Raw genomic sequence first — 25,635 nt, forward strand, 5'->3', positions numbered from 1 at the left:
CGGTAGTCGCTTAGAGGGCGTTGACCCTCTTGGAGATTGCGGACTTGCGGTTAGCTGCGTTGTTCCTATGAAGAACACCCTTGCTGACTGCCTTGTCCAGCTTGCGGCCGGCGTTCTGCAGGGCTGCCGTTGCAGCATCCTTGTCCGACGAATCAACAGCAGTGGTTACTGCCCGAATTGCGGTCTTGAGCTCGGATTTGACCGAGTTGTTGCGCTGCCTCGCCTTTTCGTTGGTGAGGATGCGCTTTTTCTGGGACTTGATATTTGCCACGTATGAGAACTTTCTTTGTATTGCGGACTGGTCGTGAGGGTATTTCGGCCAACCATCGACTGAGCGGCGTGGGGATACCGTGGCGATTGGTCCAAAGTGCCCGTCGACCTGCTCGGACACACAGCTATACAGATTAGCAGAATTCAGGCCGGTGTGCGGTCACCCGTTCCGCAGGGCCGGTGGCCGTCCGGCTCCCCGGGGGGAAAGCGCACCGCAGTCACGCGTGCGTCGCCCGCAGTGCCGCCACCACCCGGTCGAACCGGGCCCGCGGGAGCAGCGCACCGATCCGCCGCACACCTGCCGGATCGACGGGAACGATGCGGTCGATCTTCACCTCGCTGGGACGCCCCTGCGGATCCCACGGACCGGTGCCGATATCGACGTACCGGTCATCGGAGGCGGAGGTGTTGTTGCGGTCGCGCGTCGTCAGCATCAGGCCGAGCAGGTTGCCGCCGTTCCGGCCGATCAGGAGGACAGGACGGTCCTTGCCCCGGGAGGCGTCCTCCTCATAGGGCACCCAGGTCCAGACGATCTCGCCCGGGTCGGGTTTGCCGTCGAGGTTGGGCGAATACGAGATGCGGGGGATCGGCGTCGTCCGGGATTTCGGCGCCGAGCGCCGGAGCAGCTTTCCAGCGGAGGTTGCCAGGCGGAACAGGGTACGGGCGTCAAGGCGCATGGCCCCACGGTACGCGCCTTCGCCTGGGCCTGCGCGACACCGGATTCAACCGGCATTCACCGTCCATGGGACACTGTTAATCGAGCAGCCAGGGAACAGGTTCACCGTCCTGGTGCCCATCCGTCCCGTAGTAGTGAGGAACCAACGTGTCACCCATGGCCCGCACCGCACCGGTGCCAGCCTCCACTGATCCGGCGATCATCAGGAATTTCTGCATCATCGCCCATATCGATCATGGAAAGTCGACCCTCGCGGACCGGATGCTCCAGCTGACCGGTGCGGTGGAGCAGCGCGACATGAAGGCCCAGTACCTGGACCGGATGGACATCGAACGTGAGCGCGGCATCACCATCAAGTCGCAGGCCGTCCGCCTTCCCTGGGAGGTCGACGGTACTGCCTACGCCCTGAACATGATCGACACGCCCGGGCACGTCGACTTCACCTACGAGGTTTCGCGGTCGCTCGCCGCCTGCGAAGGGGCAATCCTCCTGGTGGACGCAGCGCAGGGCATCGAAGCCCAGACGCTCGCGAACCTGTACCTCGCGATGGAGAACAACCTCACGATCATTCCTGTCCTCAACAAGATCGATCTGCCCGCCGCGCAGCCGGAGAAGTATGCAGCCGAACTGGCGAGCCTCATCGGCGGTGAGCCCGAGGACGTGATGATGGTCTCCGGTAAGACCGGCGTCGGCGTCGAGGCCCTGATGGACAAGATCGTACGTGACCTGCCGGCCCCGACCGGTGACCCCAATGCTCCTGCACGCGCCATGATTTTCGACTCCGTGTATGACACCTACCGAGGCGTGGTCACCTACGTCCGGGTGGTGGACGGCAAATTGAGCCCGCGGGAGCGGATCCAGATGATGTCCACGCGGGCGAGCCATGAACTGCTCGAGATCGGCGTCAGCTCACCTGAACCCAAACCGTCGAAGGGCCTGGGCGTCGGTGAGGTCGGCTACCTGATCACCGGTGTGAAGGACGTGCGGCAGTCGAAGGTCGGCGACACCGTCACCAACCTCGCCAAGCCCGCCGCGACGTCGCTGGGCGGATACCAGGACCCGAAACCCATGGTGTTCTCCGGGCTGTACCCGCTGGACGGCACCGACTACCCGGTGCTCCGCGACGCCCTGGCCAAGTTCACCCTGAACGACGCCGCCCTCCTGTACGAGCCCGAAACCTCGGCGGCCCTCGGCTTCGGCTTCCGCGTCGGATTCCTAGGGCTGCTGCACCTGGAGATCACGCGGGAGCGCCTTGAGCGTGAGTACAACCTCGACCTGATTTCGACTGCCCCGAACGTCGAATACGAGGTCACTCTCGAGGACAAGAGCGTCCTGAAGGTGACCAACCCCAGCGAGTACCCCACCGGCAAGATCGCCGAGGTCCGCGAACCGATGGTGTCGGCGACGATCCTTGCGCCCTCGGAGTTCGTTGGAGCCATCATGGAGCTCTGCCAGCAGCGTCGCGGCGTACTGGGCGGGATGGACTACCTGTCCGAGGAGCGGGTCGAGATCCGCTACCGGCTGCCCCTGGCCGAGATCGTCTTCGACTTCTTCGACCTGCTGAAGTCGAAAACCCGCGGATATGGCTCGCTCGACTGGAAGGCGGACGGCGAGCAGGTCGCCGACCTTGTGAAGGTGGACATCCTGCTTCAGGGTGAGCAGGTCGATGCCTTCAGTGCGATCACCCACCGCGACAAGGCTTACGCGTACGGGGTGATGATGACCGGCAAGCTGCGCGAGCTCATCCCGCGGCAGCAGTTCGAGGTGCCGATCCAGGCCGCGATCGGCGCGCGCATCATCGCCCGTGAGAGCATCCGCGCCATCCGCAAGGACGTTCTGGCCAAGTGTTACGGCGGTGACATCACCCGAAAGCGCAAGCTGCTGGAGAAGCAGAAAGAGGGAAAGAAACGCATGAAGATGGTGGGCCGCGTCGAAGTGCCGCAGGAAGCCTTCATCGCAGCGCTTTCCTCGGATGAGTCGAAGGACAAAGCCAAGAAGTGACGCTCCAACCCGCCTGTCCCGTCCGTGCCTAGCGCCCTCCCGCTCGGGCTCCCTGCTCCGGCCGACGGCGTGCTGCCGGAGCACGCCGCCATAGGCGCCAATGCCCGGAACTTCGGACTGTACGTCCATATCCCCTTCTGCGCCGTGCGCTGCGGCTACTGCGACTTCAACACCTACACGGCAACGGAACTGGGTGGGGGAGCCTCCCAGGACGAGTACGCAGGTACTGCCCGGCAGGAGCTGACGTTTGCGGCAGGGGCCCTTTCGACGTCCGGCGTGCCCCGCAGGCCGATGTCGACGGTCTTCTTCGGCGGTGGTACGCCGACGCTCCTTCCCGCCCGGGACCTTGGGGGCATCCTCACATCTGCCGTCGAGCTCTGGGGGCTTGTTCCCGGGGCGGAGGTCACCACTGAGGCGAACCCGGACTCCGTGACCGAGGAATCGTTGCAGGTACTTGCAGAAGCCGGCTTCACCCGGGTCTCCTTCGGTATGCAGTCGGCTGTGCCGCACGTCCTGCAGGTCCTCGACCGGACCCACTCTCCGGAGCGGGTCCCGCAAGCCGTGGAGTGGGCCAGGCATGCCGGCTTGAAAGTCAGCATCGACCTGATCTACGGAACGCCGGGCGAGTCCATGGCCGACTGGCGGACGTCTCTTGAAACCGCACTATCGTACGGCCCCGACCATGTGTCGGCGTACGCTCTCATCATCGAGGAGGGTACCAAGCTCGCCGGCCGGATCCGTCGCGGCGAAGTCCCAGCCATCGACGACGACGACCACGCGGACAAATACGCCGTCGCAGACGAGATGCTCGGCGTAGGCGGCCTGCACTGGTACGAGGTGAGCAACTGGGCGCGGACTGCCGATGACCAGTGCCGTCACAACCTCGCGTACTGGAAGGGCGACGACTGGTGGGGGATAGGCCCCGGCGCCCATTCCCATGTGGGCGGCGTGCGCTGGTGGAACGCCAAGCACCCCCGCGCGTACGCTGCGGCACTTGACGCCGGGAGCTCCCCGGCTGCCGGCCGGGAGGTGCTCTCGGCCCGGGACCGGTACGTCGAGGATGTGATGCTACGGGTCAGGTTGCTGGAAGGACTGCCCACCGTCGCGCTGGAACCCGAGGGCAGGCGGGCAGTGGCCGGGCTCATTGCCGACCGCCTGGTCGAACCCGCGGACGCGTTCCGGGGTCTGGTCCGCCTGACGGACGGCGGACGACTCCTTGCCGACGCCGTCGTACGTCGGCTGCTGCCGGACTGAGGACGGGCCTTCTGCGGCCGACCCGCGCTCGGCATTTCGCCGACGGCCGGGCGTTTCGCGATCCTACGAAAGAAGGCGCAGGTTGAGGGCGTAGCGGTACGGCCTGCCCCGGTTGACCTGGATTCCCGCCGTGACCGAGCAGATGGCGATGGCCACCCAGATCAGGGCGTTGAGAACCGCGAAGACTCCGCCGACAGCCGGGAGGAGGGACAGGAGCCACGTGGCAAGCGCGAGTATCGTGGGCGGAAGAGTGAAGTTCAACGCCTCTTTGGACTCCTGCGCCGTGAACGGGCCACGATCCTTGAAGATGAGGTAGATCAGCAGCGATGGCAGGAACCCGAGGATGCCGCCGAAGTGGGCGAGTGTGGCGAACTGCCGGTCCTCGGAAGCCGTGAGGGGAAGCGCGTTTGCCGGAGAGCCCTCGAACGCGGACCGGCCCTCGTCAGGGCCGGTGTGCTGATGCCTGTCGGCGGTGTTGGACAACGTTCTTCCTTTGCTGCGCGGCGGGACTTCCCGTTCAAACCGTTTCCCCTAGGATACTTTGGATCCGGTCGGGAGTATGTCAGGTTCCGGCCTGAGGCGCCGTCAGGAAGTCGATGACTTCCTCCACCCGCCCCAGGAGTGACGGCTCCACGTCGGCATAGGTCGTGACACTCCCAAGGATTCTCTTCCACCCTCTGGCAACGTCAGCGGGGTCGGCGTGCGGCCAGCCGAGCCCGGCGAGGATGCCGGTCTTCCAGTCCTGGTGGCGTGGCACCACAGGCCAGGCGGCGAGGCCCAGCGCGCCGGGCTTCACTGCCTGCCACACATCCACGTAGGGGTGTCCCACGATGAGCACGGAGCCGGCGGCGCCGCGCTGTGCCATCGCCTGCTCGGCGATCCGGAACTCCTTGGTACCCGGGAGGAGGTGGTCCACCAGGATTCCGAGGCGTCGGCCGGGGCCCGGCGAGAAAGCACGGATCGCTCCCTCGAGGTCGTCGATGCCGTGGAGGGGTTCCACGACGATCCCCTCGTGCCGGAGATCGTCTCCCCAGACCTTCTCCACCAGTTCGGCGTCATGCTTGCCCTCCACCCAGATGCGGCTCGCTTTGGCCGTTTTTGCACGACCGGCCTCGACCCGCACGGACCCCGACGCCGTGCGCTGAGGTCCGGCAGGCGCTGCCTTCGTAGGTGCAGTAACACGGACAGGGCTGCCGTCGAGGAGGAATCCGTGCCCCAGCCGGAAGGTCCGGTGCCGCAGCTTCCGGTCCTCGAGGACCATCACATGGAGGCCCCCGGACTTCTCCACGCGCACCACCGCGCCGACGAATCCGGTCTGCACATCCTCGAGCACCAGGCCCGCAGCAGCCGCCACTTCCGGCAACTCGGTGCGCGCGGGCGCGGAAATGTCCTGTGCCCCCCAGGCGTAGTCGGCCACTGCTGTATCTCGCTTTCATTTTCCGGCGCTGTTCGTCCGGCGCCATTTCCCCGGGTCCGGGGCCGGGCCGGATTTTCCAATGCTAACAATCCGCGCAGACGTACTAGACTTGGCACTTGGGTGTGTTGAGTGCCAATCGTTTCCGGTGCCGGCGGGAATGCCGGATAAGTGTCCTGGAGGTGATGAAGGATGAGTGAGCCACGGCGTCTGGAAGTGCTGCGGGCCATCGTTGAGGACTATGTCCATTCGCGGGAGCCGGTAGGATCCAAAGCCCTCGTCGACCGCCATGGCCTCGGAGTCTCCTCCGCCACCATCCGCAACGACATGGCCGTCCTCGAGGAGGAGGGGCTGATCACTGCGCCCCACACGAGCTCGGGAAGAATCCCCACCGACAAGGGCTATCGGCTCTTCGTCGACCGCATCTCGGAGGTGAAGCCGCTCTCGGCTCCCGAGAAACGCGCCATCCAGGCACTGCTCGAGGGGGCGGAGGATCTCGACGACGTCGTCGATCGCACCGTCCGCATCCTCGCCCAACTCACCAATCAGGTGGCGGTGGTGCAGTTTCCCCGGCTCGGCGGTGCCGCGGTGAGGCACATCGAGTTCGTGCTGCTCGCGCCGCAGCAGGTCCTGGTGGTGCTGATCGCTACCAATGGAACCGTCCAGCAGCGGGTGGTGCCCGTCCCCGGAACGCTTCAGGAAGCGGAACTCGCGGACCTGAAACAGCGCATCCTCGGCGCGGTGTCCGGGGTCCGGTTGACGGCCCTGCCCGCCGAGCTGGCGCACGCGGCGCAGGTCTTGCCGCAGCACCTGCGCCATGCCGGAGGTGCACTGCTGAAATCACTCGAGCACCTGGCCGGACTCGGGCGGGAGGACCGCATCGTGCTGGCCGGAACAGCGAACCTGGCGCGGTCGACCGTCGACTTTCCCCTCAGTATCGGCCCCGTACTCGAAGCGCTCGAGGAACAGGTGGTCATGCTGCGCCTCCTGTCGGAGATGGAGCAGGACTACCGGGGAGTTTCGGTGCGGATCGGAAGCGAGAACCCCTACGGTGGTCTTTCGGAGGCCTCGGTCATCGCGACGGGGTACGGGCCCGATGCCGGGGCGAAGCTGGGCATCCTCGGCCCGACGCGGATGGATTACCCCACCACCATGGCGGCGGTGCGCGCCGTCGCACGGTATCTTTCGCGGATCCTCGAGGAATAGCGCGGAGGAATATTGTGCCGTGCGACCGGTGTCGGGAAGGAACGCGGCCCGTCGCCGGTTGATAGAGGAAACAGTAGCGACAGAGACCAAGATCCTGCGGGACACGCCGCGGGTTGCAGGATGAAGAGTTCGTCAACAGGAAGTGATGTGCAGGAGTGAGTAATCACTATGAAGTTCTCGGTGTGGCGCAGGGTGCCAGCGGAGAGGAAATCAAGAAGGCCTACCGAAAGCTGGCCCGGAAACTCCACCCCGACGTGAATTCAGGGCCGGACGCCGCCGAGGAGTTCAAGCGCGTCACGCACGCCTACGAGGTACTGGCCGACCCGCAGAAGCGCAGGGTCTATGACACCACCGGCAATGAGAACGGAACCGACACCGGGTTCGGTGGCGGCTACTCCGGTTCCGGATTCGCCTTCCAGGACATTTTCGAGACGTTCTTCGGCGGCCAGAGCGGCCAGGGCGGGCCGCCCTCACGCATGCGCCGCGGTCAGGATGCCCTGATCAACGTCCGTATCGATCTGAAGGACGCCGTCTTCGGCACCAACAAGAAGATCGACGTCGACACCGCGGCCGTGTGCCCCACCTGTGACGGGAGCTGCTGCCAGCCCGGCACGTCGCCGCGCACCTGCGACATCTGCGGAGGTTCCGGTCAGGTCCAGCGCGCAGTCCGGTCCATCCTCGGGCAGGTGATGACGACCGCGCCCTGCGGCTCCTGCCAGGGGTACGGGACGGTCATCCCCAATCCCTGCCATGAGTGCAGCGGCGACGGACGCATCCGTGCGCGCCGCACCCTCACCATCAAGGTGCCCGCGGGCGTCGCCACCGGGACGCGCATCCAGCTGTCGGGCCAGGGTGAGGCGGGAACGGCCGGCGGACCGCAGGGTGACCTGTACGTGGAGATCCGGGTCAATACCGACTCGACGTTCCTTCGCGAGGGCGACGACCTCCATGTCACACTGAGCGTTCCCATGACCGCGGCTTCCCTCGGGACGTCGGTCCGGCTCGATACGTTCGACGGCGACCAGGAGCTCGCCATCAAGGCCGGGACCCAGTCCGGCGAAATCCTGACGCTCCGAGGCCTCGGAGTCACCCACCTGCGGGGCAGCGGCCGCGGCGACCTGCGGGTTCACCTCAACGTCGAGACGCCGAGGAACCTCGATCCCGAGCAGGAAGAGTTGCTGCGCAAGCTTGCAGGCCTGCGCGGCGAGGAATATACGGACGGCCAACTCGCCTCCAGCGGCTCCGGGGTCTTCGCACGCCTGCGCGAGCGCCTGGGCAACCTCTGACCGTGACGAACCCGCTGTTCTTCGGCGATCCTGCCGACGTCCGCTCAACCACTGCGGGCAGCGTCTTCGAGCTGCGGGGCGAGGAGGCGCGGCATGCCGCGACGGTCCGCCGCATGGAACCGGGTGAGGCAGTCGATATTTCGGACGGGGCAGGATTTCGGCTCAGCGGTACGGTGCTTGACGCAGCACCGACGCTCCTGGCGTTGACAGTGAACTCCGCGGCACAGGAGGACCCGCCTCGAAACCGCCTCGTGCTCGTTCAGGCCCTGGCCAAGGGCGACCGCGACGAACAGGCCATCGAGGCCGCGACGGAACTGGGGGTCGACGGCGTCGTGCCCTGGCAGTCTGAACGCAGCATCGTGAGATGGCGCGGCGAGAAGGCCGACAAGGGCCGCCGGAAGTGGGAGGCTGTGGTTCGGGGAGCTGCGAAACAGTCGCGTCGCGCGTTCGTTCCCTCGGTGCACCCGCTGATGTACAGCACGCAGCTCACCACATGGATTCCGTCCGTGGACCGGGTGTTCGTGCTCTCCGAGAATGCTGTCGAGTCGTTGGCTGACCGCATTGCGGCCGCGTCCGGGACCGGTGCCCTGGCCGCAGGAGGTACCACCGCCGTCGTGGTGGGCCCGGAGGGCGGGATCAGCGGGAGCGAGGTCGACGGATTCGTCGGTGCCGGTGCGCTGACAGCGAGGCTCGGACCGCACGTGTTGCGGTCCTCCTCAGCAGGACCTGCTGCACTGGTTCTCCTTAATCAGCTGCTCGGACGCTGGTAGGCTCCCTGGGACGTCAGCATCGGCCTGCTCTCCAGTTGCCCAGTTGCGCGAACCCGGGTCCGGCTGCGCGATCCGCAATGGCACTGACCCGGGTCCGGCTACTCGTGATTCCGGTTACTTGATCTCAATAATCTTGGTGTCGGTGAACCGCTCGTGCTGCTCGCCGGCGTCGTCCGACTCGAGGCGGAAGACGCTGATCTCGTAGCGTCCGGGCGGCAGTGCGACGGTGAAGCTGTACGTCCCCGTGGTGCCCGCGGGGCTCTCCAGGCCGGTGGCGCCTTCCTTGACAGGGTCGCCGCCGGTAGTCTCCCCGTCAGCCGGTTCACCGTTTGCCACCTCAGCATCGGGGGCGCTGTCGATCCGCCATGACAGGGTCGACGAATCGGAGCGCCCGCTCCCGGAAACCACGACCGTCGAAGGATCACGCACTTCGCCGTCCTGGGGATTGATGATCCAGACCGGCGCGACGAGCGAATTGTCCCTCTGGAGTTCACCACTGAGCTCGATGTCACCGAACGCCCTGTACCCCGCTTCGCCGTCCACCAGCACCAACACCGAGCTCACCTCGCCGCCGGTGATCAGCCCGGCATTCGCAGCTGCCGCGGTCGCCGTGAAGACCAGCTGCTGGACGGCATTTTCCGCCATGCCTGGCGACAGTTGTTCCTCGAATGCATCGGAGGAGATGTCGACGGTGATGACGTTCCGGGTGGAGATCGAGGAACTGACGCGGGAGGCAGGCGACCAGGGGCTGAAAAAATCCTCGTCGAGCGGCTTTTCGGCGGTCATATGGCGCACTGCGTCGGCAATCGGGTCACCAGAACTGTTCGGTCCGGCCGCTGGTGTGAACTCCCGGTACAGCAGGACGCTGTCTTCCGGATCCCCGGCGCGGCCCAGCCAGTACACCGGAAGGACGGTGCTGGGCGCTGAGCTCTGTGTGCCCGGTTCCTGCCGCGGCGCGGCTTGCGACCCGAGGTCGGCGGCGACGACGTCGGAGCTCGACGGTGCCGACAGGGTTTCAGGCTCGCCGCTGTAGAACCCGGTGCAGCCTGGTAGGAAAAGGAGGCTGCTGACCAGGAGCACCCCTCCGGTGGAGAAGAGAAGCCCGCGAAAGCCGAGCCGGCTCTCGCGCAGTGGATTCGAGTTGCCCATCTGCCTCCTCCTCTCCGAAAGATTACGGTGCACCGCAGCGCACCGGGGTGCGTCCGAGGCACCTTCGCTATATCCGGATAAAAGCTTGGCATAGCCACCACGGGCGAGTACTGAAAAGGTGCAGTGCTGCCACTACTGAAACGGTATCGATACGAAGCTGATACGAAGTTGGAATCTTTGATCCCTCAACCCCGATTGCCGGTAGAGCCGGATCCGGCTACCTTTCGCTTTCGCTTCAAGGGAAGTTCAGAGGTCCTCGGGTTGCCGTGCCGTACGATTAACCAAGGAAACTTCAGCAGATAAGGGGCGATCAAAGGCCGAACGGCCGTGCTATGAGCGAATTTTCACCGGGCACCACACCGAGCACTTCAGGAATCAACGCAGCAGGACTTGACACCAGGATTCTGAAATTCGAATCCGGCGAACAGATGGTCCAGGCGTTGGGCACGAACGACGAAGCGCTGCAGCTCATCGAAACCTCCTTTCCAGGCGTGGAACTCCAGGCGCGGGGAAATGAACTCACCATCACGGGTCCCGCCGCGGACGTGCTGAGGACGGAGCGGCTCGTCGAGGAGATCCGGAGCATGGCGGACAAGAACGCCCCCATGAGCCCGCAGGTGCTCGATCAGCTGATCTCCATGCTGAAGACCCAGAGCGCCGGCCGCCCCTCGACCGCCCTTTCGGTGAACATCCTGACGTCGCGTGGGCGCACCATCCGTCCGAAGACCCTCAATCAAAGCACCTATGTCGATGCCATCGACAGCAACACGATCGTCTTCGGCATCGGGCCCGCCGGAACTGGCAAGACCTATCTCGCCATGGCCAAGGCAGTCCAGGCCCTGCAGCAGAAGGAAGTGAACCGTATCATCCTGACCCGCCCGGCCGTCGAGGCGGGGGAACGGCTCGGATTCCTGCCGGGGACGCTCAGCGACAAGATCGATCCCTACCTGCGCCCGCTGTATGACGCGCTGCACGACATGATGGATCCCGACTCCATCCCCCGCCTGATGGCTGCTGGCACCATCGAGGTCGCACCCCTCGCCTACATGCGCGGACGAACCCTCAACGACGCGTTCATCATCCTCGACGAGGCGCAGAACACCACACCGGAGCAGATGAAGATGTTCCTGACGCGCCTGGGCTTCGGTGCGAAGATGGTGGTCACCGGCGACGTCACCCAGGTGGACCTTCCCGGAGGAACGAGCTCGGGGTTACGCGTGGTCAGTGAGATCCTTCGGGGAGTTCCCGATGTCCACTTCGCAGAGCTCGACGCCTCCGACGTCGTGCGTCACCGGCTCGTCGGGGATATCGTGAGCGCCTACAGCAGGTGGGATGAAGCCCAGGCCGCGGGGCATTCCCGCAACGGGTCGAAGTCGGGTTCCGCATGAGCGTCGAGGTCAACAACGAGTCCGGCTTCGAGGCGGACGAGACGACTCTGGTGCGCCTTGCCAACTTCATCTTCGAGGCGATGTTCGTCCACCCCGAAGCGGAGCTCTCCATCATCCTCGTCGACATCGCGGCCATGGAGAAGCTCCACGTGGAGTGGATGGACGAGCCGGGGCCCACCGATGTCCTTTCCTTCCCCATGGATGAACTGAGGCCGGGCACCACCGGCCGCGTAACGCCTGCGGGCATGCTGGGCGATGTCGTGCTGTGCCCCGAGGTGGCCACGAGCCAGGCTGCGGCCGCCGGCCACAGCACCGGAGAGGAACTGCTGCTCCTGACCACTCACGGGATCCTCCACCTTCTCGGATTCGACCATGCCGAGCCCGAGGAAGAGAAAGAGATGTTCGGGTTGCAGCGCCAACTGCTCACCGAGTTCCTTGGCGGACAGGCACCCCAGGAGACGACCGCTTGATCATCTGGCTCCTCGCGCTCATGGGCCTGGCCTTCATCCTCATCGCGGCCCTCGTCACCGCAGCGGAGGCGGCGTTCAGTTACCTCCCACGGCAGGACGGCGAAGCCCTGCTGCAGTCCGCAAAAGGGGCGTCGCTCCGCCGGATCCTCGAATCGCCGGTCGCCCACATGCATGCGCTCCGTTTCTGGCGGGTGTGGTTCGAGATGGCCGGAGCGGTTGCGGTCGCCATCCTGTTCCACGACGTGCTCGACAACGTATGGCTCGCCGGGCTCCTGGCGACCGCAGTGATGGCAGGCATCGGTTTTGTTCTCGTCGGGGTCTCACCCCGCCAGCTGGGCCGCGCCCACGCGTCCGCCGTCGTGCAGTTCACAGCGGGTTTCGTCTCTCTGCTGTGCACGCTGCTCGGTCCCGTTCCACAGTGGCTCGTGCGCATCGGCAGCACGGTGACCCCGGGAGCGTCGCTCGATGAAGCCGCGTTCTTCACGCAGGAGGAGTTCCGGGAGTTGCTGTCCCGCGCCAGCGACGCGGAGATGATCGAGGACAACGAGGCCGAACTGATCCACTCCGTCTTCGAACTCGGCGACACGAAGGTGCGCGCCGTGATGGTTCCGCGAACCGACATGGTCACTCTCGAATCCGGTTCGACCCTGCATCAGGCGCTGTCGCTGTTCCTGCGTTCCGGCTACTCGCGCGTTCCGGTCATTGGAGAGAGCTCCGACGACATCCTGGGTATTTTGTACCTCAAGGATGTGGTCGCGGAGCTGCATGGGCGTCCGCCGCAGAGCCAGAGCCGATCGGTGGATCCGGTATGCCGCGAGGTGCGCTACGTTCCGGAGTCGAAGCCGGTCGGGGACTTCCTCCAGGAGCTCCAGCGCGAATCGACGCACGTGGCGATCGTCATCGACGAGTACGGCGGAACCGCCGGTCTGGTGACGCTGGAGGATCTCATCGAGGAGATTGTCGGCGAGATCGTCGACGAGTACGATTCCGAGGTTCCGGAGCAGGAACGGCTCGACGACGGCACCTACCGGGTGAGCGCCCGCATGGCGATCGACGATCTGGGTGAGCTGTTCGGCATCGACCTCGAGGACGAGGAAGTCGACACCGTGGGTGGCCTGCTGGCGAAGACCCTCGGGAGGGTGCCGATCGTCGGCAGTGAGGTGACAATTGATGGAATAGGCCTGCGCGCCGAACGGCTCGAGGGCCGCCGGAACCGGGTGTCACACATCATCGTCTTCCTGCGGGAGCAGGATTTCCCGGACCAGCACACCAACGAGAAGGAAATGGCGGCAGAACATGAGCGGCGATAATCACAGGGCCGGGTTCGTGTCCCTGGTGGGCAGGCCGAACGCAGGCAAGTCCACCCTGACCAATGCCCTGGTGGGGCAGAAGGTCGCCATCACCTCGGCCAAGCCTCAGACGACCCGCCACACGATCCGTGGCATCGTCAACCGGGAGGACTCCCAGGTTGTCCTGGTGGATACGCCGGGCCTCCACCGTCCGCGCACGCTCCTGGGCCAGAGGCTCAACGACCTGGTGGCGGACACGCTCTCCGAGGTCGACGCCGTGGGCTTCTGCCTGCCGGCGAATGAGAAGATCGGTCCGGGTGACCGGTTCATCTCGGAGCAGCTGGGGAGGCTCAGGCGCAAGCCGCTCATCGCCGTCGTCACCAAGACCGACCTCGTGGACCGGCAGGCCCTGACGGAACAGCTCCTGGCCGTGGCCAAACTGGGAACAGATGTCCTCGGAGCGGACGGCTGGACGGATATCGTGCCGGTGTCGGCAGCGGATGGATTCCAGGTGGAGACCGTGGGAGAGGTGTTCAGCAGGCAGATGCCGCTTTCGCCTGTGCTGTACCCGGGCGGCGAGCTGACCGACGAACCCGAAGCGGTCATGGTCGCCGAGCTGGTGCGTGAAGCCGCCCTCGAAGGCGTCCGTGACGAGCTTCCGCACTCCCTGGCGGTGGTGGTCGAGGAGATGGTGCCACGTGAGGGCCGCCCGGACGACGACCCGATGCTCACTGTCTATGTGAACCTCTATGTGGAGCGGTCCTCCCAGAAGGCGATCATCATCGGCAAGGGTGGTGCACGGCTCCGCGAGGTGGGGACCAACGCCCGCCGCGGAATCGAAGCACTGCTCGGTACCCGCGTTTACCTCGACCTTCATGTGAAGATTGCCAAGGACTGGCAGCGCGACCCGAAGCAGCTCGTCCGCCTGGGGTTCTGACGCTGGCAGAGCCCTACCCACCTGGAAGAGGCCGTTCATGAGCAACCGACGTCAGTTCCGGCCTGCCGGTGCTTCCGTTTCCGCCTCTGGCGACCGGGATTCCGCGGGAGTGCCGGGCGGCCGCCATCTGGGACGAACGCGTGCCGGGCGCGGCCTGCTGATGGTTGCGTTCACGCTCGCCGCCGTGCTGGTTGCGCTCGTCGGATTCGTCGCCATCCAGTTGTTCCGTCTCCAGGCGAACGTCGACACGCAGCCCCTCAACCTGGGGTCGGGCCAGGAATCGGCGCTGCCGGTGGATCTGAACACCGACCCGGTGCAGATCCTGATCCTCGGCACCGATACGCGCACCGGCCCCGACGGGGAGACCGCGGGGGGAGCGGACCTCCCCCCGGGAGGAGGGAACTCCGATGTGATGATGCTGATGAACCTCTCGGCGGACCGCGAGGACGTGACGGTCCTCAGTTTCCCGCGGGACCTTCTGGTTCCTCTTCCCAGTTGCCTTCCGCCGGCCGGCGGAGAACCCTCGACGGCCATGGACCTCGGCCAGCTCAACGGTGCCCTTGCGTCCGGCGGACCGGGCTGCACTGTTGCAGCAATCAACAGCATCACAGGCCTGAGCATCGACCACTTCATGATGGCCGACTTCGACGCCGTGAAGGAACTTTCGGAAACCCTCGGCGGCGTCGAGGTCTGTGTCACCGAACCGGTGGAGGACGAGTACTCGGGGTTGAGCCTGCCCGCGGGAACCAGCGAGGTGGAGGGCGAGCAGGCCCTGGCCTTCCTGAGGACGCGCCATGCCTTCGGCGATGGCGGCGATGCCGGAAGGATCAAGGCACAGCAGGCCTTTCTCGCCTCGATGGCGCGGAAGGTCCAGGCCGAGGAAACCCTGAGCAATCTTCCCCGGCTCTACTCCATCGCCGAGACGATCACGCGCAACCTGACGGTCGACGACGGCCTGTCCCAGGTGACGGCCCTCCTGAAACTGGCGGACCGGGTCAAGGACGTGGACCTTGGCAACATGGCCTTCGTGACCGTACCAACCATGCCCTGGGAACTGGATCCCAACCGCCTGGTCCTGGATGAGGAAGCGGCCGAGCCGTTGTTCGCCGCGATGCGCGAGGATCGCAGCCTCACCGAGCCGTCCCCGTCACCGTCGCCGGCGCCCTCCGGGGACTCCGGTCCGGATGAGACCGATGCGCCGGCTCCCGCGCCCCCCGCCATCGACGCCGCCGCCGTTCCGGTCATCGTGGTGAACGGTACGGGGTCCGAAGCACGCGGAACCCGGGTGCAGGCGATGCTGGTGGCGGAGGGCTATGAATCAGCCCAGACACTGGAATCGATCGGAGCGCCGGTCACCCAGGTGTACTTCGGCGCCGGCTATGACGCCGCAGCCGCGGAGATCGCGGCCCTGTTCGGGGTCGATGCCGTCCAGCTGATTCCCAGTCCCTCGGCCGTCGGCGTCGAAGTGCTGGTGGGAGCCGACTTCCTGACAGGTGTCACCGTCAAACCCGATCCGCTGGGCGGCCAGCTGCAGGGGCAGACCGCCGAGGAAGAGGTGTGCCAGCAGGCATCGGGGTTCTAGCGCAGCCGAGAGTACCGAACCGTCACCAGATACGGACGCGCTGGTCCGGTTCGAGCCAGAGGCCGTCCCCGGGGGTGGTTGCGAATGCCTCGTGGAACTCGTCGAGATTCCGCACCACCTGATTGCACCGGAACTCGTTGGGTGAGTGCGGATCGACCGTGATGCGGCGTGCCGCCTCTTCAGGGCGAATCTTCTGGCGCCAGCAGCTAGCCCACGAGGAGAAGAACCTCTGTGCGCCCGTTCGTCCGTCAATGACCGGTGCTTCGGCGCCGTCCAGGCTGATGAGATAGGCCAGGTAGCTGATGCTGAGCCCACCGAGGTCGCCGATATTCTCCCCCAGGGTCAGTTCGCCGTTCACATACTGGGTGGGTGCCTCCACGGGCGCCAGGACGGCGTACTGGTCGACGAGCTGTGACGTGAGGGCGTCGAAGGCCGACCGGTCCTTGTCCGACCACCAGTTGGCCAGCGCGCCGCGGCCGTCGAACTGGGACCCCTTGTCGTCGAAGCCGTGTCCGATCTCGTGCCCGATGACGGCGCCGATGGCGCCGTAGTTCACCGCCGGATCAGCACCGGCATCGAAGAACGGCGGCTGGAGGATGGCTGCCGGGAAAACGATCTCATTCATGGTGGGCATGTAATACGCATTGACCGTCTGGGGGGTCATCAGCCAGGCCCCGCGGTCGATCGGTCCGCCGAGCTTGCCCAGTTGGCGCCGGTGTTCGAACTCGCTCGCGCGGCAGACGTTGCCGAACAGGTCGCCCGCCCTGATTTCCAGCCGTGCATAGTCGATCCACTCGTCCGGGTAGCCGATCTTCGTGGTGAACTGGGAAAGTTTCAGCAGCGCCTTGTCGCGGGTCCCGTCACTCATCCAGGCCAGGGACGAGATGCTCCTTGAGTAGGCTTCGATGAGGTTCGCCACCAGCTCGAGCATCTGCTGCTTGTGGCTCTCCGGAAAGTGCCGTGCCACGTACTCCCTGCCGACCGCTTCGCCGAGCGACCCTTCCACCAGTGCGACGCCCCGCTTCCAGCGCTCCTTGAGCCGGGGGGTGCCGGCGAGGTGCGTTCCGTAGAAGGCGAAAACGGCATCGACGAACGGCTCGTCGAGGTAGTCCGCCGCGGAGAGAAGGACGCGGCTCGCAAGCCAGTTCTTCCAGGCGGGCAACGGCACCGTCGACAGCGCGTCCTCGACGCCGACCAGGTAGGCCGGCTGGGACACCACCAGCTCCGCTGCCTGGGAGGCATCGTCGGTGATCACCGACAGCCACGCGTCGGTGAAGGGCGCCAGCCCGACAGCACCCTGCAGGGTGCTGAGGTTGTAGGTTTTCTGCGGGTCCCGGCGGTCTACCGTGCTCATGTGGAACGCTGCAAGGACCGTCTCCAACTCGAGGACGCGTGCCGCGGCCTCGCGGGCCCCGGCGTATCCGGCCAGTTCGAAGAGCCTCTCGAGCAGGGAGCTGTACTTCTCGCGGGTCCCGGCGAACTGCGGCTCCCGGTAATAGGACTCGTCGGGCATGCCGAGCCCCGACTGGTACACGTGCAGCAGGTACCGGTCGGGATTGCCGGCGTCGTTGCTGACATACGGCGCGCAGACTCCCTGGATGCCGGACCGCGTGAGCTCGGCACTCAGGCGGATCAGTTCCTCCGGATCCGACACGCTGTCGATGCGGGTGAGCATGCCCTCGAGGGGAGCAAGGCCCTGCTCGGCGATGCGCGCGATATCCAGGAAATCCGCGTACAGCGTCCCGATCTTCGTGCTGTCGCCTGCATTTTCGCCTGCACTGTCACTAGGAGCGACGGACTCGATGATGCTGCGCACGGCGAGCTCCGAGGCGTCACGCAGGGCCGTGAAGGAGCCCTCCTGTGCCCGGTCCTCCGGTATCCCGGTGACTTCCAGCCATTCGTGGTTCACGGAGCGGAAAAGGTCGTCCTGCGGGCGGACGCCCGTTTTCACGGCGTTCGCCTGGTTCCTGGTCTCTACCATTGGTGCTCCTTCGTCGATTCCCGATCGGTTCTGCCGGCACTGCGCCAAAAGCCCATTCTAGGTGCCGTGCTATCGTGGAAAAATGCGTGCAGAGCTGACCCTTCTTATCTGCCGCGGCGAGGTTTCCTAAGCCCCCGAGCTTGTTTCAGCTGCTGGCCACACCTCGCTGCGGAGTCCGTGTTGCCCGGCCGCCAGCGCTTAGTAGGTTCGAGAGATAAGGCCAGCCCCCATGCGAAACGCACAAAAGACCTCCGGAATGCCGTTCTCCAAATACACGCCGTTCCAGGATCAGATCACCGTTGAACTCCCGGACCGCACCTGGCCGGACAAGCTGATCACCAAGGCGCCGCGCTGGTGCGCGGTGGACCTCCGGGACGGTAACCAGGCGCTGATCGACCCCATGAGCCCCGAGCGCAAGCATCGGATGTTCGACCTCCTGGTGGGTATGGGCTACAAGGAGATCGAGGTGGGCTTCCCGTCGGCATCGCAGACGGATTTCGATTTCGTCCGGCAGCTCATCGAGGGCGACCGCATTCCCGACGACGTGACCATCCAGGTCCTCACGCAGGCCCGCGAGCACCTGATCGAGCGCACCTACGAATCCCTCGAGGGCGCGGACCGTGCGATCGTCCACCTCTACAATTCCACCTCCGTGCTCCAGCGCAGGGTCGTCTTCAACCAGGACCGCGACGGCATCATCGACATCGCGCTGCAGGGTGCCAGGCTCTGCCGCAAGTTCGAGGAAAGCCTCGGCAACACCCATGTCACGTACGAGTACTCACCGGAGTCCTTCACCGGCACCGAACTCGATTTCGCAGCACGCATCAGCAACGAGGTGGCGGCGGTCTTCGAAGCGTCAGCGGACCGCCAGATGATCCTGAACCTGCCGGCCACCGTGGAGATGGCCACCCCCAACGTCTACGCCGATTCCATCGAATGGATGTGCAGGAACCTGGAGAACCGCGACAGCATCATCGTGTCCCTCCACCCGCACAATGACCGCGGAACGGGCGTTGCCGCGGCCGAACTGGGCTATCTGGCGGGAGCGGACCGCATCGAGGGATGCCTCTTCGGGAACGGCGAGCGGACCGGCAACGTCGATCTCGTGACCCTCGGGATGAATCTCTACAGCCAGGGCATCGACCCGCAGATCGACTTCTCCGACATGGATGCCATCCGCCGCACCGCGGAGTACTGCAACCAGCTGGCGGTTCCCGAACGCTCCCCGTACGGCGGTGACCTCGTGTTCACTGCCTTTTCCGGCTCCCACCAGGACGCCATCAAAAAGGGCTTCGACAGCATGGAGCGCGACGCCGCAGCCGCCGGTGCCACTGTCAATGACATCCCCTGGGGCGTCCCCTACCTGCCGATCGACCCCAAGGACATCGGCCGCAGCTACGAGGCGGTCATCCGGGTCAACTCGCAGTCGGGCAAGGGCGGCGTGGCCTACCTCCTCAAGAGCGAGCACAGCCTGGACCTGCCGCGGCGCGCACAGATCGAATTCTCCGGCGTCATCCAGCGCCGCACGGAGACCGTGGGTGGCGAGATCAGCGGACCCCAGCTGTGGGCCGCTTTCCAGGACGAGTACCTGCCGACGCGCGCAGCCGGGGATCCGGGCGCAGGCAGCGCCGGGCAGTGGGGCCACTACGCCCTCACCTCGGTCAACACCGACACAGCCGAGGACGGCCAGTTCAAGCTCACCGCGACCCTTGTGGTGGACGGCGTGCAGCAGCGGCGGTCGTCGCAGGGGAGCGGTCCGATCGCGGCCCTGCTGGAGATCCTCGGCCAGGACGGGGTGGACGTGCGTGTGCTCGACTACACGGAGCATGCGTTGTCCTCCGGAGGGAACGCGAGGGCCGCCGCCTACGTGGAGTGCGCCGTCGGCGAACGGGTCCTGTGGGGTATCGGAATCGATGCCAACACCACCATGGCAGCGCTCAAGGCCGTCGTCTCCGCCGTCAACCGCGCCATCCGCGACAGCGACTGACCCTGCCGGAGTGCCAGATCCTGCCGCCGGGCTTTCGGTGGGCTTTCGGTGGGAACGAGGTGCGAACGAGGTGGGAGACTGGGGGAGTGTCAAGAGCATCAGCATCCCGGACCTACCGCTCCGAGGGAGTGGTCCTGCGGACCTACAAGCTCGGTGAGGCGGACCGGATCATCGTCCTGCTGACCCGCGAGCACGGGCAGGTGCGGGCTGTGGCCAAGGGCGTCCGCAGGACGAGCAGCAAATTCGGCTCGCGCCTCGAGCCGTTCATGGCCGTTGACCTGCAGCTCGCATCAGGGCGCAACCTCGACGTCGTCACCCAGGCACAGACCAAGGGAGCCTACGGGCACGGTATAGCGGCCGACTACGGCCGCTATACCGCCGCCACGGCCATCGCCGAGACAGCCGAACGGCTCACGGACATCGGCAGTGAAGGATCAGGTGCGCACTATGCCCTGGTGGCCGGCGCTTTCTCGGCGCTGAGCAGGGGGCTCCACCCGGCAGAACTCATCCTCGACTCGTACCTGCTGCGGGCGCTCTCCATCGCCGGGTGGGCGCCGAGCTTCACCGACTGCGCCCGGTGCGGTGCGCCGGGGCCGCACGATGCCTTCTCGGCGGCTCTCGGCGGCGCGGTGTGCGCAACCTGCCGCCCGCCGGGCGCGGCGTCGCCGTCGGGCCCCACCATGGCACTGCTCGCAGCGCTGCTGACGGGGGACTGGGACGCCGCGGATGCTTCGGACAACCAGGCACGGCGGGAGGCCGCGGGGCTCGTGGCGGGTTACCTGCAGTGGCACCTCGAACGCGTCGTCAAATCCCTCAAGCATGTGGAGCGTGTATGAAGAACCCGGTACTGCCGCCTCGACCACCGGAACCGCACCCCAGTGGTGAGAAAGCCCCATCGATCCCCCCGCAGTTCGTTCCGCAGCACGTGGCGATCGTCATGGACGGCAATGGGCGCTGGGCCAACGAGCGCGGGCTTCCACGGACGGAGGGTCACCGGGCGGGCGAAGCGGCCCTGCTCGACGTCATGGCGGGAGCGATCGAGATCGGCGTCCGCCATGTGTCGGTGTATGCCTTCTCGACGGAGAATTGGAAGCGCTCGCCCGACGAGGTGCGGTTCCTCATGGGCTTCAGCAGGGACGTGCTGCGACGGCAGCGGAACCAGCTCAATGAGTGGGGCGTGGAGATCCGCTGGTCGGGACGGAGGCCCCGGCTGTGGCAGTCGGTCATCAACGAGCTCGAGGAAGCCGAGCGATACACCCGGGGAAACGCCACGTGCACACTGAACATGTGCGTGAACTACGGCGGACGTGCCGAGATCGCCGACGCGGCGAAGGCGATAGCCGAACAGGTGGCGGCAGGGAAGCTGCGGGCGTCGACGGTGAGCGAGAAGACCATCCAGCGTTTCCTCGACGAGCCCGACCTGCCGGACGTGGACCTGTTCCTGCGGACCTCCGGGGAACAGCGACTGTCGAACTTCCTCCTGTGGCAGTCCGCCTATGCCGAGATGGTCTTCATGAACACCCTGTGGCCTGACGTGGACCGCCGGACCCTGTGGCGCGCCATCGAGGAATACGCGGCGCGCGACCGGCGGTACGGCGGGGCCGTGGACCGCGCCGCGTCAGGAACCGGCCCGGCATAGGAAGCAGCTGTCAGGAGCCGTGTTCCTCCGTGTCCTGGAAGCCATAGGCGTCGAGCCAGCGGCCCAGTTGCAGGTACGCCCGGGACCGGACCGGCGGGCGGGAGAGCAGGACGTCGTGCAGTGCGCCGTCGAAACGGCACACGGTCACGCAGGACCCCAGTTCGACGGCGCGACGCACCATGACCGAGACGTCCAGGACACTGTCCGACTCGAGCATCGCCTCGTTCCAGGTGGTGCCGATGGTCGAGGAAGAAGAGGCCAGCACGAGTACCGGCATGGGCAGCGAGAGGCCGCGGGCCACCTCGGCCTGACCGGCGAGGATCGCGGCCAGCCAGCCGGCCCGCAGCGGGAATCCTGTCTCGGGCCGCCAGAAGGGCTCCAGGTCCCATTCGCCCTCGGCGCTCCGGCTGATGCTCCGCCAGTAGAAGCCGAGCTCGGGAACGCGGAGCCGGGCTTTCGGGCGGAACCGGCTGACCGTTTCCAGCAGGCCCTGCGTCGCGGAACGCAACAGTGCACTGCCCTGGGTGTCCAGCCAGGGGCCGTTGAGGACGAGGGACTGGGCGGTGCCGGGGTTCCGCGCCGCCCAGAGAGCTGCGGTGAGGGCACCGGCCGAGTGCGCCATCACGCTGAGGAGGACGACGGCGTCCGCTCCATGGCGGTGCCGGAGCGCGTCGGTGAGGGCGTCGATCGCGGCGCTGATGTCGGCGTCGTACTCAGAAAGGTCCGTGATGAAGCCGGGGGTCTGCCAGGGTCGAAGGCTCCTGCCGAACTTCCGGAGGTCCAGCGCGAAGAATGCCACACCGCGGGCTGTGAAGAACTCCGCCGTCGCTCTCTGGAAGAAATAGTCGCTCCAGCCGTGCACGTACAGGACGGCGCGAACGGTGCGGGATCCGTCGGCAGGAACGTGTGCCGGCGGGAGTGCCTCCTGCGGCTCATGGGCTACGAGGGTTGCAGTGCAGGGTCCCTCGTCGTCGGGCGGAAGCCCGAGCTCGGCCATCCGGTAGTCAGGGCCCAAGTAGTCCGGCTCCCACAGCAAGCTCATTCTCCCGAGGATAACGCCCGTCGTGTGCCGAAGTTGTTCGAGCGCCGCCGAACGTGGGACTTTATTAGCATGCGTATCTACCCAGCGTTCTTCCGCCTTGCCTTCGCCGGCATGGACGCGGAGCGCGCACACACCGTCGGCGCAACGCTGATCCGGACTATCGACCGGACTCCTGCGGGGTGGGCGCTGCGCCGCTTCTGCGCGCCGCACCCTCGCCTGAGGACGACCGCGTTCGGTCTGGAGTTCCCGTCCCCGTTCGGTCTGGCGGCGGGCTTCGACAAGGGAGGGCGGGGAATCCTGTCGCTGACGGCGCTCGGGTTCGGCCATGTCGAGATCGGGACGATCACCGGGGCCGCGCAGCCCGGCAACCCGCGCCCGCGCCTCTTCCGGCTCGTCGAGGACCGTGCCGTCCTGAACCGGATGGGCTTCAACAACGACGGCGCCGCCGCCGTGGCGCCCCGCCTGGTGTCGGCGCGGACGCGGCTCGAGCAGCGCTACGGTGCGAACCGGCCCATCGTGGGCGTGAACATCGGCAAGACGAAGAACGTGGATCTCCGCCACGCTACTGCGGATTACCTGACCAGCGCGCGGGAACTGGCACCCGCTGCCGATTACCTCGTGGTGAACGTCAGTTCGCCGAACACCCCGGGCCTCCGCCTGCTCCAGAACGTTGCGTCGCTCGAGCCGCTGCTCACCGCTGTGCGGGAGGCCGCGGACGACGCGGCGGGCCGTTCCGTCCCGCTGCTGGTCAAGATCGCGCCGGACCTGACGGACCAGGATATCGACGACGTCGCGGGGCTGGCGCTGAAGCTCGGCCTCGACGGCATCGTGGCCACCAACACCACCATCACCAGGTCCGGTCTCCGCACGGATCCCGAGGCGGTCATCGCGCTCGGCGTCGGCGGCATGAGCGGCGCACCGCTGAAGGCCCGCTCGATGGAAGTCCTCAAGAGGCTACGGGCAGCAGTGGGCGAGAACCTCGCGATCGTGTCGGTGGGCGGGGTCGAGGACGCCGACGACGTCGCGGCCCGCCTTGCTGCCGGCGCCACCCTGGTGCAGGGGTATACGGCGTTCCTCTACGAGGGTCCCTTCTGGGCCGCCCGCATCAACCGCAGCCTGGCCAAGCGCCTCCGCTGAGAAGGATCGAAGGACAGCGGCGCAACCAGCTCCGTATCAGGAGGGGTAGGCTCCGCGCTTCACCTGCGGCTTGGGCAGGCGCAGGCGGCGCAGCTGCAGTGCACGGGTGATGCCGTACCAGAGATCGCCGGACAGCGGACCACCGAACTTGGCGGTGAGCTTGGCCTTGAGCTTGCGCCGAAGGAGGAAGCAGTCAAGGATCACGGCCATGATCAGCACCCAGAAAGCGAAAAGGACGGCGCTCTGCACCGCTAGTGACTGGAAGAAACTGAGGACCACGAACACCAGCGCCGCGATCATCAGGAATTCTCCGATGTTCCACCGGGCGTCGACGAACTGGCGGATGTAACGCCGGTTGGGGCCTTTGTCCCGCAGCGGGAGGTAACGTTCGTCGTCGGTGTCCAGCGCCTGGCGCATCCGCGCTCGATCATCGCGCGCAGCAGATTTGCCCTGCTCGCGCGCCGCCTTGCGGTCATGGGGAACCAGGGGCCGCTTCCGCGCGGCTTCCTGGACGCTCCGTTTGGGAGTGGGTGCTCCCTTGCCGGAAACGCGTGTGCTCCCTCTCGCCTCGGGGCGGGTACTGTCGATTACTTCCTGAGCCGCTGGGGCGTCTTTCTTTCGTCCAAACACACTCTCAGGATACCCGCCGCCCGGCACCACCACTCCACCGGTACTGTGCGGCTGGTCCGCTGATCCGGGCCTCGGCGTGTGTAGGGTCGATGCCATGGACTCCTTTGATCAGGCCGCTCCGACGGCCGACCGCACCCATCCCAGCGCGCAGGCACTCAGTGCCAGCGTCGACGCCGATTTCCCCCGGATCGTCGAACAGCTGACCGCCCTGGTGAATATCCGGGGCATCGCCTGGGAGGCTTTCGACCCGAACGAGCTGGACCGCAGCGCCGAAGCCGTTGCGCAGCTCATCCGCGATGCCGGCATCGACGAGGTCTCCATCCTCCGCGTGGACAACGACGGCGTTCCCGGCGGTCCTGCCGTCGTCGCCCGCCGACCCGCGGCGGAAGGCCAGCCGACCGTGCTCCTCTACGCACACCATGATGTCCAGCCGCCGGGGGACCCGGATCCTTGGGAGAGCGAACCGTTCACGGCCGTCGAGCGGGACGGCCGCCTGTACGGAAGGGGTGCCGCCGACGACAAAGCGGGAATCATGGCGCATGTCGGAGCGCTGCGGTCGCTCACCGAGGTCCTCGGACCTGATTTCGGGGTGGGCGTCACCCTCTTCATAGAGGGCGAGGAGGAGGCCGGGTCGCCCACGTTCCGGAAGTTCCTCGAGACGCACCGCGACCTCCTCACCGCGGACGTCATCGTGGTGGCCGACTCGAGCAACTGGAAGGTGGGCGTACCTGCCCTCACCACCAGCCTGCGCGGACTGGTGGACGGCACCGTCGAGGTGCAGGTACTCGACCACGCGGTGCACTCGGGCATGTTCGGGGGCCCGGTGCTTGACGCGCCGACCCTGTTGGCGCGCCTGATCTCCACGTTCCACGACGACGCCGGGGATGTCTGCATCCCGGGACTCGTCGGCGGCGACTCCGCGTCGGTCGACTACGACGAACAGGATTACCGGGCTGATGCTTCAGTGCTGGACGGCGTTCGGCTCGCAGGCACGGGATCGGTCGCGTCCCGGCTATGGAACAAGCCGGCGCTGTCCATCATCGGGATGGACATCCCCAGTGTGGCGCTCTCCTCGAACACCCTCCTTCCCCGGGCGAAGGCGAAGTTCAGTCTCCGTCTCGCCCCCGGCCAGGGCCCAGAGGAGGCCATGCACGCGGTGCAGGCCCATGTAGAGGCCAACGCACCCTTCGGCGCCCGCGTCCTGTTCGCTGCGGGGGAGACAGGCAGCCCGTTCTCGACCGATACATCGGAACCTGCTTCGCAGCTTGCCCTCGCATCGCTCGAAGAGGCATGGGGCGTGCCCGCCGTCGAGGCCGGCATGGGAGGCTCAATCCCGTTCATCGCCGACCTCACCGAACTGTTCCCTGCGGCCCAGATCCTGATCACCGGCGTCGAGGACCCGGACTCCCGGGCACACAGTGCCAACGAGTCGCTGCACCTCGACGAGTTCCGCAAGGCGGTCCTCGCCGAGGCGCTCCTGCTGGCCCGCATCAACGACGGCGGTCTGCGCCGCGCGTGACGCTCCGC

At 66.3% G+C, this 25,635-nt stretch carries 23 protein-coding genes; 15 read left to right on the forward strand and 8 right to left on the reverse strand.

Going from position 1 to position 25,635, the window contains the following annotated elements; translation table 11 throughout:
• Nucleotides 1-10 precede the first annotated feature (10 nt).
• The gene (gene rpsT / locus IWX75_RS10590) at nt 11-271 is read right to left on the reverse strand and encodes a 30S ribosomal protein S20 (RefSeq protein ID WP_196822208.1); all 261 of its coding nucleotides are present in this window, start codon (nt 269-271) and stop codon (nt 11-13) included.
• 217 nt (nt 272-488) lie between these two features.
• The gene (locus IWX75_RS10595) at nt 489-947 is read right to left on the reverse strand and encodes a type II toxin-antitoxin system PemK/MazF family toxin (RefSeq protein ID WP_196822209.1); all 459 of its coding nucleotides are present in this window, start codon (nt 945-947) and stop codon (nt 489-491) included.
• A gap of 146 nt (nt 948-1,093) precedes the next feature.
• Between IWX75_RS10595 and lepA the strand changes: the two genes are divergently transcribed.
• Nucleotides 1,094-2,947, forward strand: a complete 1,854-nt coding sequence (gene lepA, locus IWX75_RS10600) for a translation elongation factor 4 (RefSeq protein WP_196822210.1) — start codon at nt 1,094-1,096, stop codon at nt 2,945-2,947.
• Nucleotides 2,948-2,971: 24 nt separating this feature from the next.
• Nucleotides 2,972-4,201 (forward strand): radical SAM family heme chaperone HemW, encoded by a 1,230-nt coding sequence (gene hemW / locus IWX75_RS10605; protein ID WP_196822211.1) that lies wholly within the window; start codon nt 2,972-2,974, stop codon nt 4,199-4,201.
• 63 nt (nt 4,202-4,264) lie between these two features.
• Here hemW and IWX75_RS10610 read toward each other — a convergent pair whose 3' ends face one another.
• Together IWX75_RS10610 and IWX75_RS10615 are read right to left on the reverse strand one after the other, a co-directional pair.
• Nucleotides 4,265-4,684, reverse strand: coding sequence for a DUF4870 domain-containing protein (locus IWX75_RS10610; RefSeq protein WP_196822212.1), 420 nt, complete (start codon nt 4,682-4,684; stop codon nt 4,265-4,267).
• 79 nt (nt 4,685-4,763) lie between these two features.
• Nucleotides 4,764-5,618 (reverse strand): DUF3097 domain-containing protein, encoded by an 855-nt coding sequence (locus tag IWX75_RS10615; RefSeq protein WP_196822213.1) that lies wholly within the window; start codon nt 5,616-5,618, stop codon nt 4,764-4,766.
• Between the two features lie 189 nt (nt 5,619-5,807).
• On the opposite strand from IWX75_RS10615, the gene hrcA reads away from it, so the two are divergent.
• The 3 genes from hrcA to IWX75_RS10630 all read left to right on the forward strand — a co-directional run bounded on the left by hrcA (nt 5,808) and on the right by IWX75_RS10630 (nt 8,877).
• Complete coding sequence (gene hrcA, locus IWX75_RS10620; RefSeq protein ID WP_196822214.1) at nt 5,808-6,821, forward strand: heat-inducible transcriptional repressor HrcA; 1,014 nt, start codon at nt 5,808-5,810, stop codon at nt 6,819-6,821.
• A gap of 155 nt (nt 6,822-6,976) precedes the next feature.
• Complete coding sequence (dnaJ, locus tag IWX75_RS10625; RefSeq protein WP_196822215.1) at nt 6,977-8,107, forward strand: molecular chaperone DnaJ; 1,131 nt, start codon at nt 6,977-6,979, stop codon at nt 8,105-8,107.
• A 2-nt stretch (nt 8,108-8,109) separates the two neighbouring features.
• Nucleotides 8,110-8,877 carry a 16S rRNA (uracil(1498)-N(3))-methyltransferase gene (locus tag IWX75_RS10630; RefSeq protein WP_196822216.1) on the forward strand — a complete coding sequence of 256 codons (768 nt, stop codon included), beginning with the start codon at nt 8,110-8,112 and terminating at the stop codon, nt 8,875-8,877.
• Between the two features lie 114 nt (nt 8,878-8,991).
• On the opposite strand, the gene IWX75_RS10635 is transcribed toward IWX75_RS10630, so the two are convergent.
• Nucleotides 8,992-10,026, reverse strand: a complete 1,035-nt coding sequence (locus IWX75_RS10635) for a GerMN domain-containing protein (protein ID WP_196822217.1) — start codon at nt 10,024-10,026, stop codon at nt 8,992-8,994.
• A gap of 332 nt (nt 10,027-10,358) precedes the next feature.
• On the opposite strand from IWX75_RS10635, the gene IWX75_RS10640 reads away from it, so the two are divergent.
• Genes IWX75_RS10640 through IWX75_RS10660 form a run of 5 tightly spaced genes read left to right on the forward strand, consistent with a single transcriptional unit; the run spans nt 10,359 to nt 15,692 of the window.
• Nucleotides 10,359-11,414, forward strand: coding sequence for a PhoH family protein (locus tag IWX75_RS10640; RefSeq protein ID WP_196822218.1), 1,056 nt, complete (start codon nt 10,359-10,361; stop codon nt 11,412-11,414).
• Complete coding sequence (gene ybeY, locus IWX75_RS10645; RefSeq protein ID WP_196822219.1) at nt 11,411-11,884, forward strand: rRNA maturation RNase YbeY; 474 nt, start codon at nt 11,411-11,413, stop codon at nt 11,882-11,884. Before IWX75_RS10640 ends, ybeY begins: the two co-directional genes overlap by 4 nt.
• 20 nt (nt 11,885-11,904) lie before the next feature.
• Nucleotides 11,905-13,194, forward strand: coding sequence for a hemolysin family protein (locus IWX75_RS10650; RefSeq protein WP_442858969.1), 1,290 nt, complete (start codon nt 11,905-11,907; stop codon nt 13,192-13,194).
• Nucleotides 13,181-14,110, forward strand: a complete 930-nt coding sequence (gene era, locus IWX75_RS10655; RefSeq protein WP_196822221.1) for a GTPase Era — start codon at nt 13,181-13,183, stop codon at nt 14,108-14,110. The genes IWX75_RS10650 and era overlap by 14 nt, the downstream gene beginning before the upstream one ends.
• 37 nt (nt 14,111-14,147) lie before the next feature.
• Entirely contained in the window at nt 14,148-15,692 is a 1,545-nt protein-coding gene (locus tag IWX75_RS10660; RefSeq protein ID WP_196822222.1) for an LCP family protein, read from the forward strand.
• A gap of 22 nt (nt 15,693-15,714) precedes the next feature.
• On the opposite strand, the gene IWX75_RS10665 is transcribed toward IWX75_RS10660, so the two are convergent.
• Nucleotides 15,715-17,673 carry a M13 family metallopeptidase gene (locus IWX75_RS10665; RefSeq protein ID WP_196822223.1) on the reverse strand — a complete coding sequence of 653 codons (1,959 nt, stop codon included), beginning with the start codon at nt 17,671-17,673 and terminating at the stop codon, nt 15,715-15,717.
• 229 nt (nt 17,674-17,902) lie between these two features.
• On the opposite strand from IWX75_RS10665, the gene leuA reads away from it, so the two are divergent.
• The 3 genes from leuA to IWX75_RS10680 all read left to right on the forward strand — a co-directional run bounded on the left by leuA (nt 17,903) and on the right by IWX75_RS10680 (nt 21,299).
• Nucleotides 17,903-19,660 (forward strand): 2-isopropylmalate synthase, encoded by a 1,758-nt coding sequence (leuA, locus tag IWX75_RS10670; protein WP_196822224.1) that lies wholly within the window; start codon nt 17,903-17,905, stop codon nt 19,658-19,660.
• An 86-nt stretch (nt 19,661-19,746) separates the two neighbouring features.
• Entirely contained in the window at nt 19,747-20,496 is a 750-nt protein-coding gene (gene recO, locus IWX75_RS10675; protein ID WP_196822225.1) for a DNA repair protein RecO, read from the forward strand.
• The gene (locus tag IWX75_RS10680; RefSeq protein ID WP_196822226.1) at nt 20,493-21,299 is read left to right on the forward strand and encodes an isoprenyl transferase; all 807 of its coding nucleotides are present in this window, start codon (nt 20,493-20,495) and stop codon (nt 21,297-21,299) included. The genes recO and IWX75_RS10680 overlap by 4 nt, the downstream gene beginning before the upstream one ends.
• Nucleotides 21,300-21,309: 10 nt before the next feature.
• On the opposite strand, the gene IWX75_RS10685 is transcribed toward IWX75_RS10680, so the two are convergent.
• Nucleotides 21,310-22,335: an alpha/beta hydrolase gene (locus IWX75_RS10685; protein WP_334684254.1), complete on the reverse strand. Its 1,026-nt coding sequence runs from the start codon at nt 22,333-22,335 to the stop codon at nt 21,310-21,312.
• Nucleotides 22,336-22,410: 75 nt separating this feature from the next.
• Here IWX75_RS10685 and IWX75_RS10690 point away from each other — a divergent pair, with 75 nt between their 5' ends.
• Complete coding sequence (locus tag IWX75_RS10690; protein WP_196822228.1) at nt 22,411-23,478, forward strand: quinone-dependent dihydroorotate dehydrogenase; 1,068 nt, start codon at nt 22,411-22,413, stop codon at nt 23,476-23,478.
• Between the two features lie 36 nt (nt 23,479-23,514).
• Here IWX75_RS10690 and IWX75_RS10695 read toward each other — a convergent pair whose 3' ends face one another.
• Nucleotides 23,515-24,204: a DUF3043 domain-containing protein gene (locus IWX75_RS10695; RefSeq protein WP_334684255.1), complete on the reverse strand. Its 690-nt coding sequence runs from the start codon at nt 24,202-24,204 to the stop codon at nt 23,515-23,517.
• Here IWX75_RS10695 and IWX75_RS10700 point away from each other — a divergent pair.
• Nucleotides 24,203-25,627, forward strand: a complete 1,425-nt coding sequence (locus IWX75_RS10700; RefSeq protein ID WP_196822229.1) for a dipeptidase — start codon at nt 24,203-24,205, stop codon at nt 25,625-25,627. The genes IWX75_RS10695 and IWX75_RS10700 overlap by 2 nt on opposite strands.
• Nucleotides 25,628-25,635 lie beyond the last annotated feature (8 nt).

This window comes from Arthrobacter sp. CAN_A6 (assembly GCF_015751715.1).
Classification (GTDB): domain Bacteria; phylum Actinomycetota; class Actinomycetes; order Actinomycetales; family Micrococcaceae; genus Arthrobacter_D.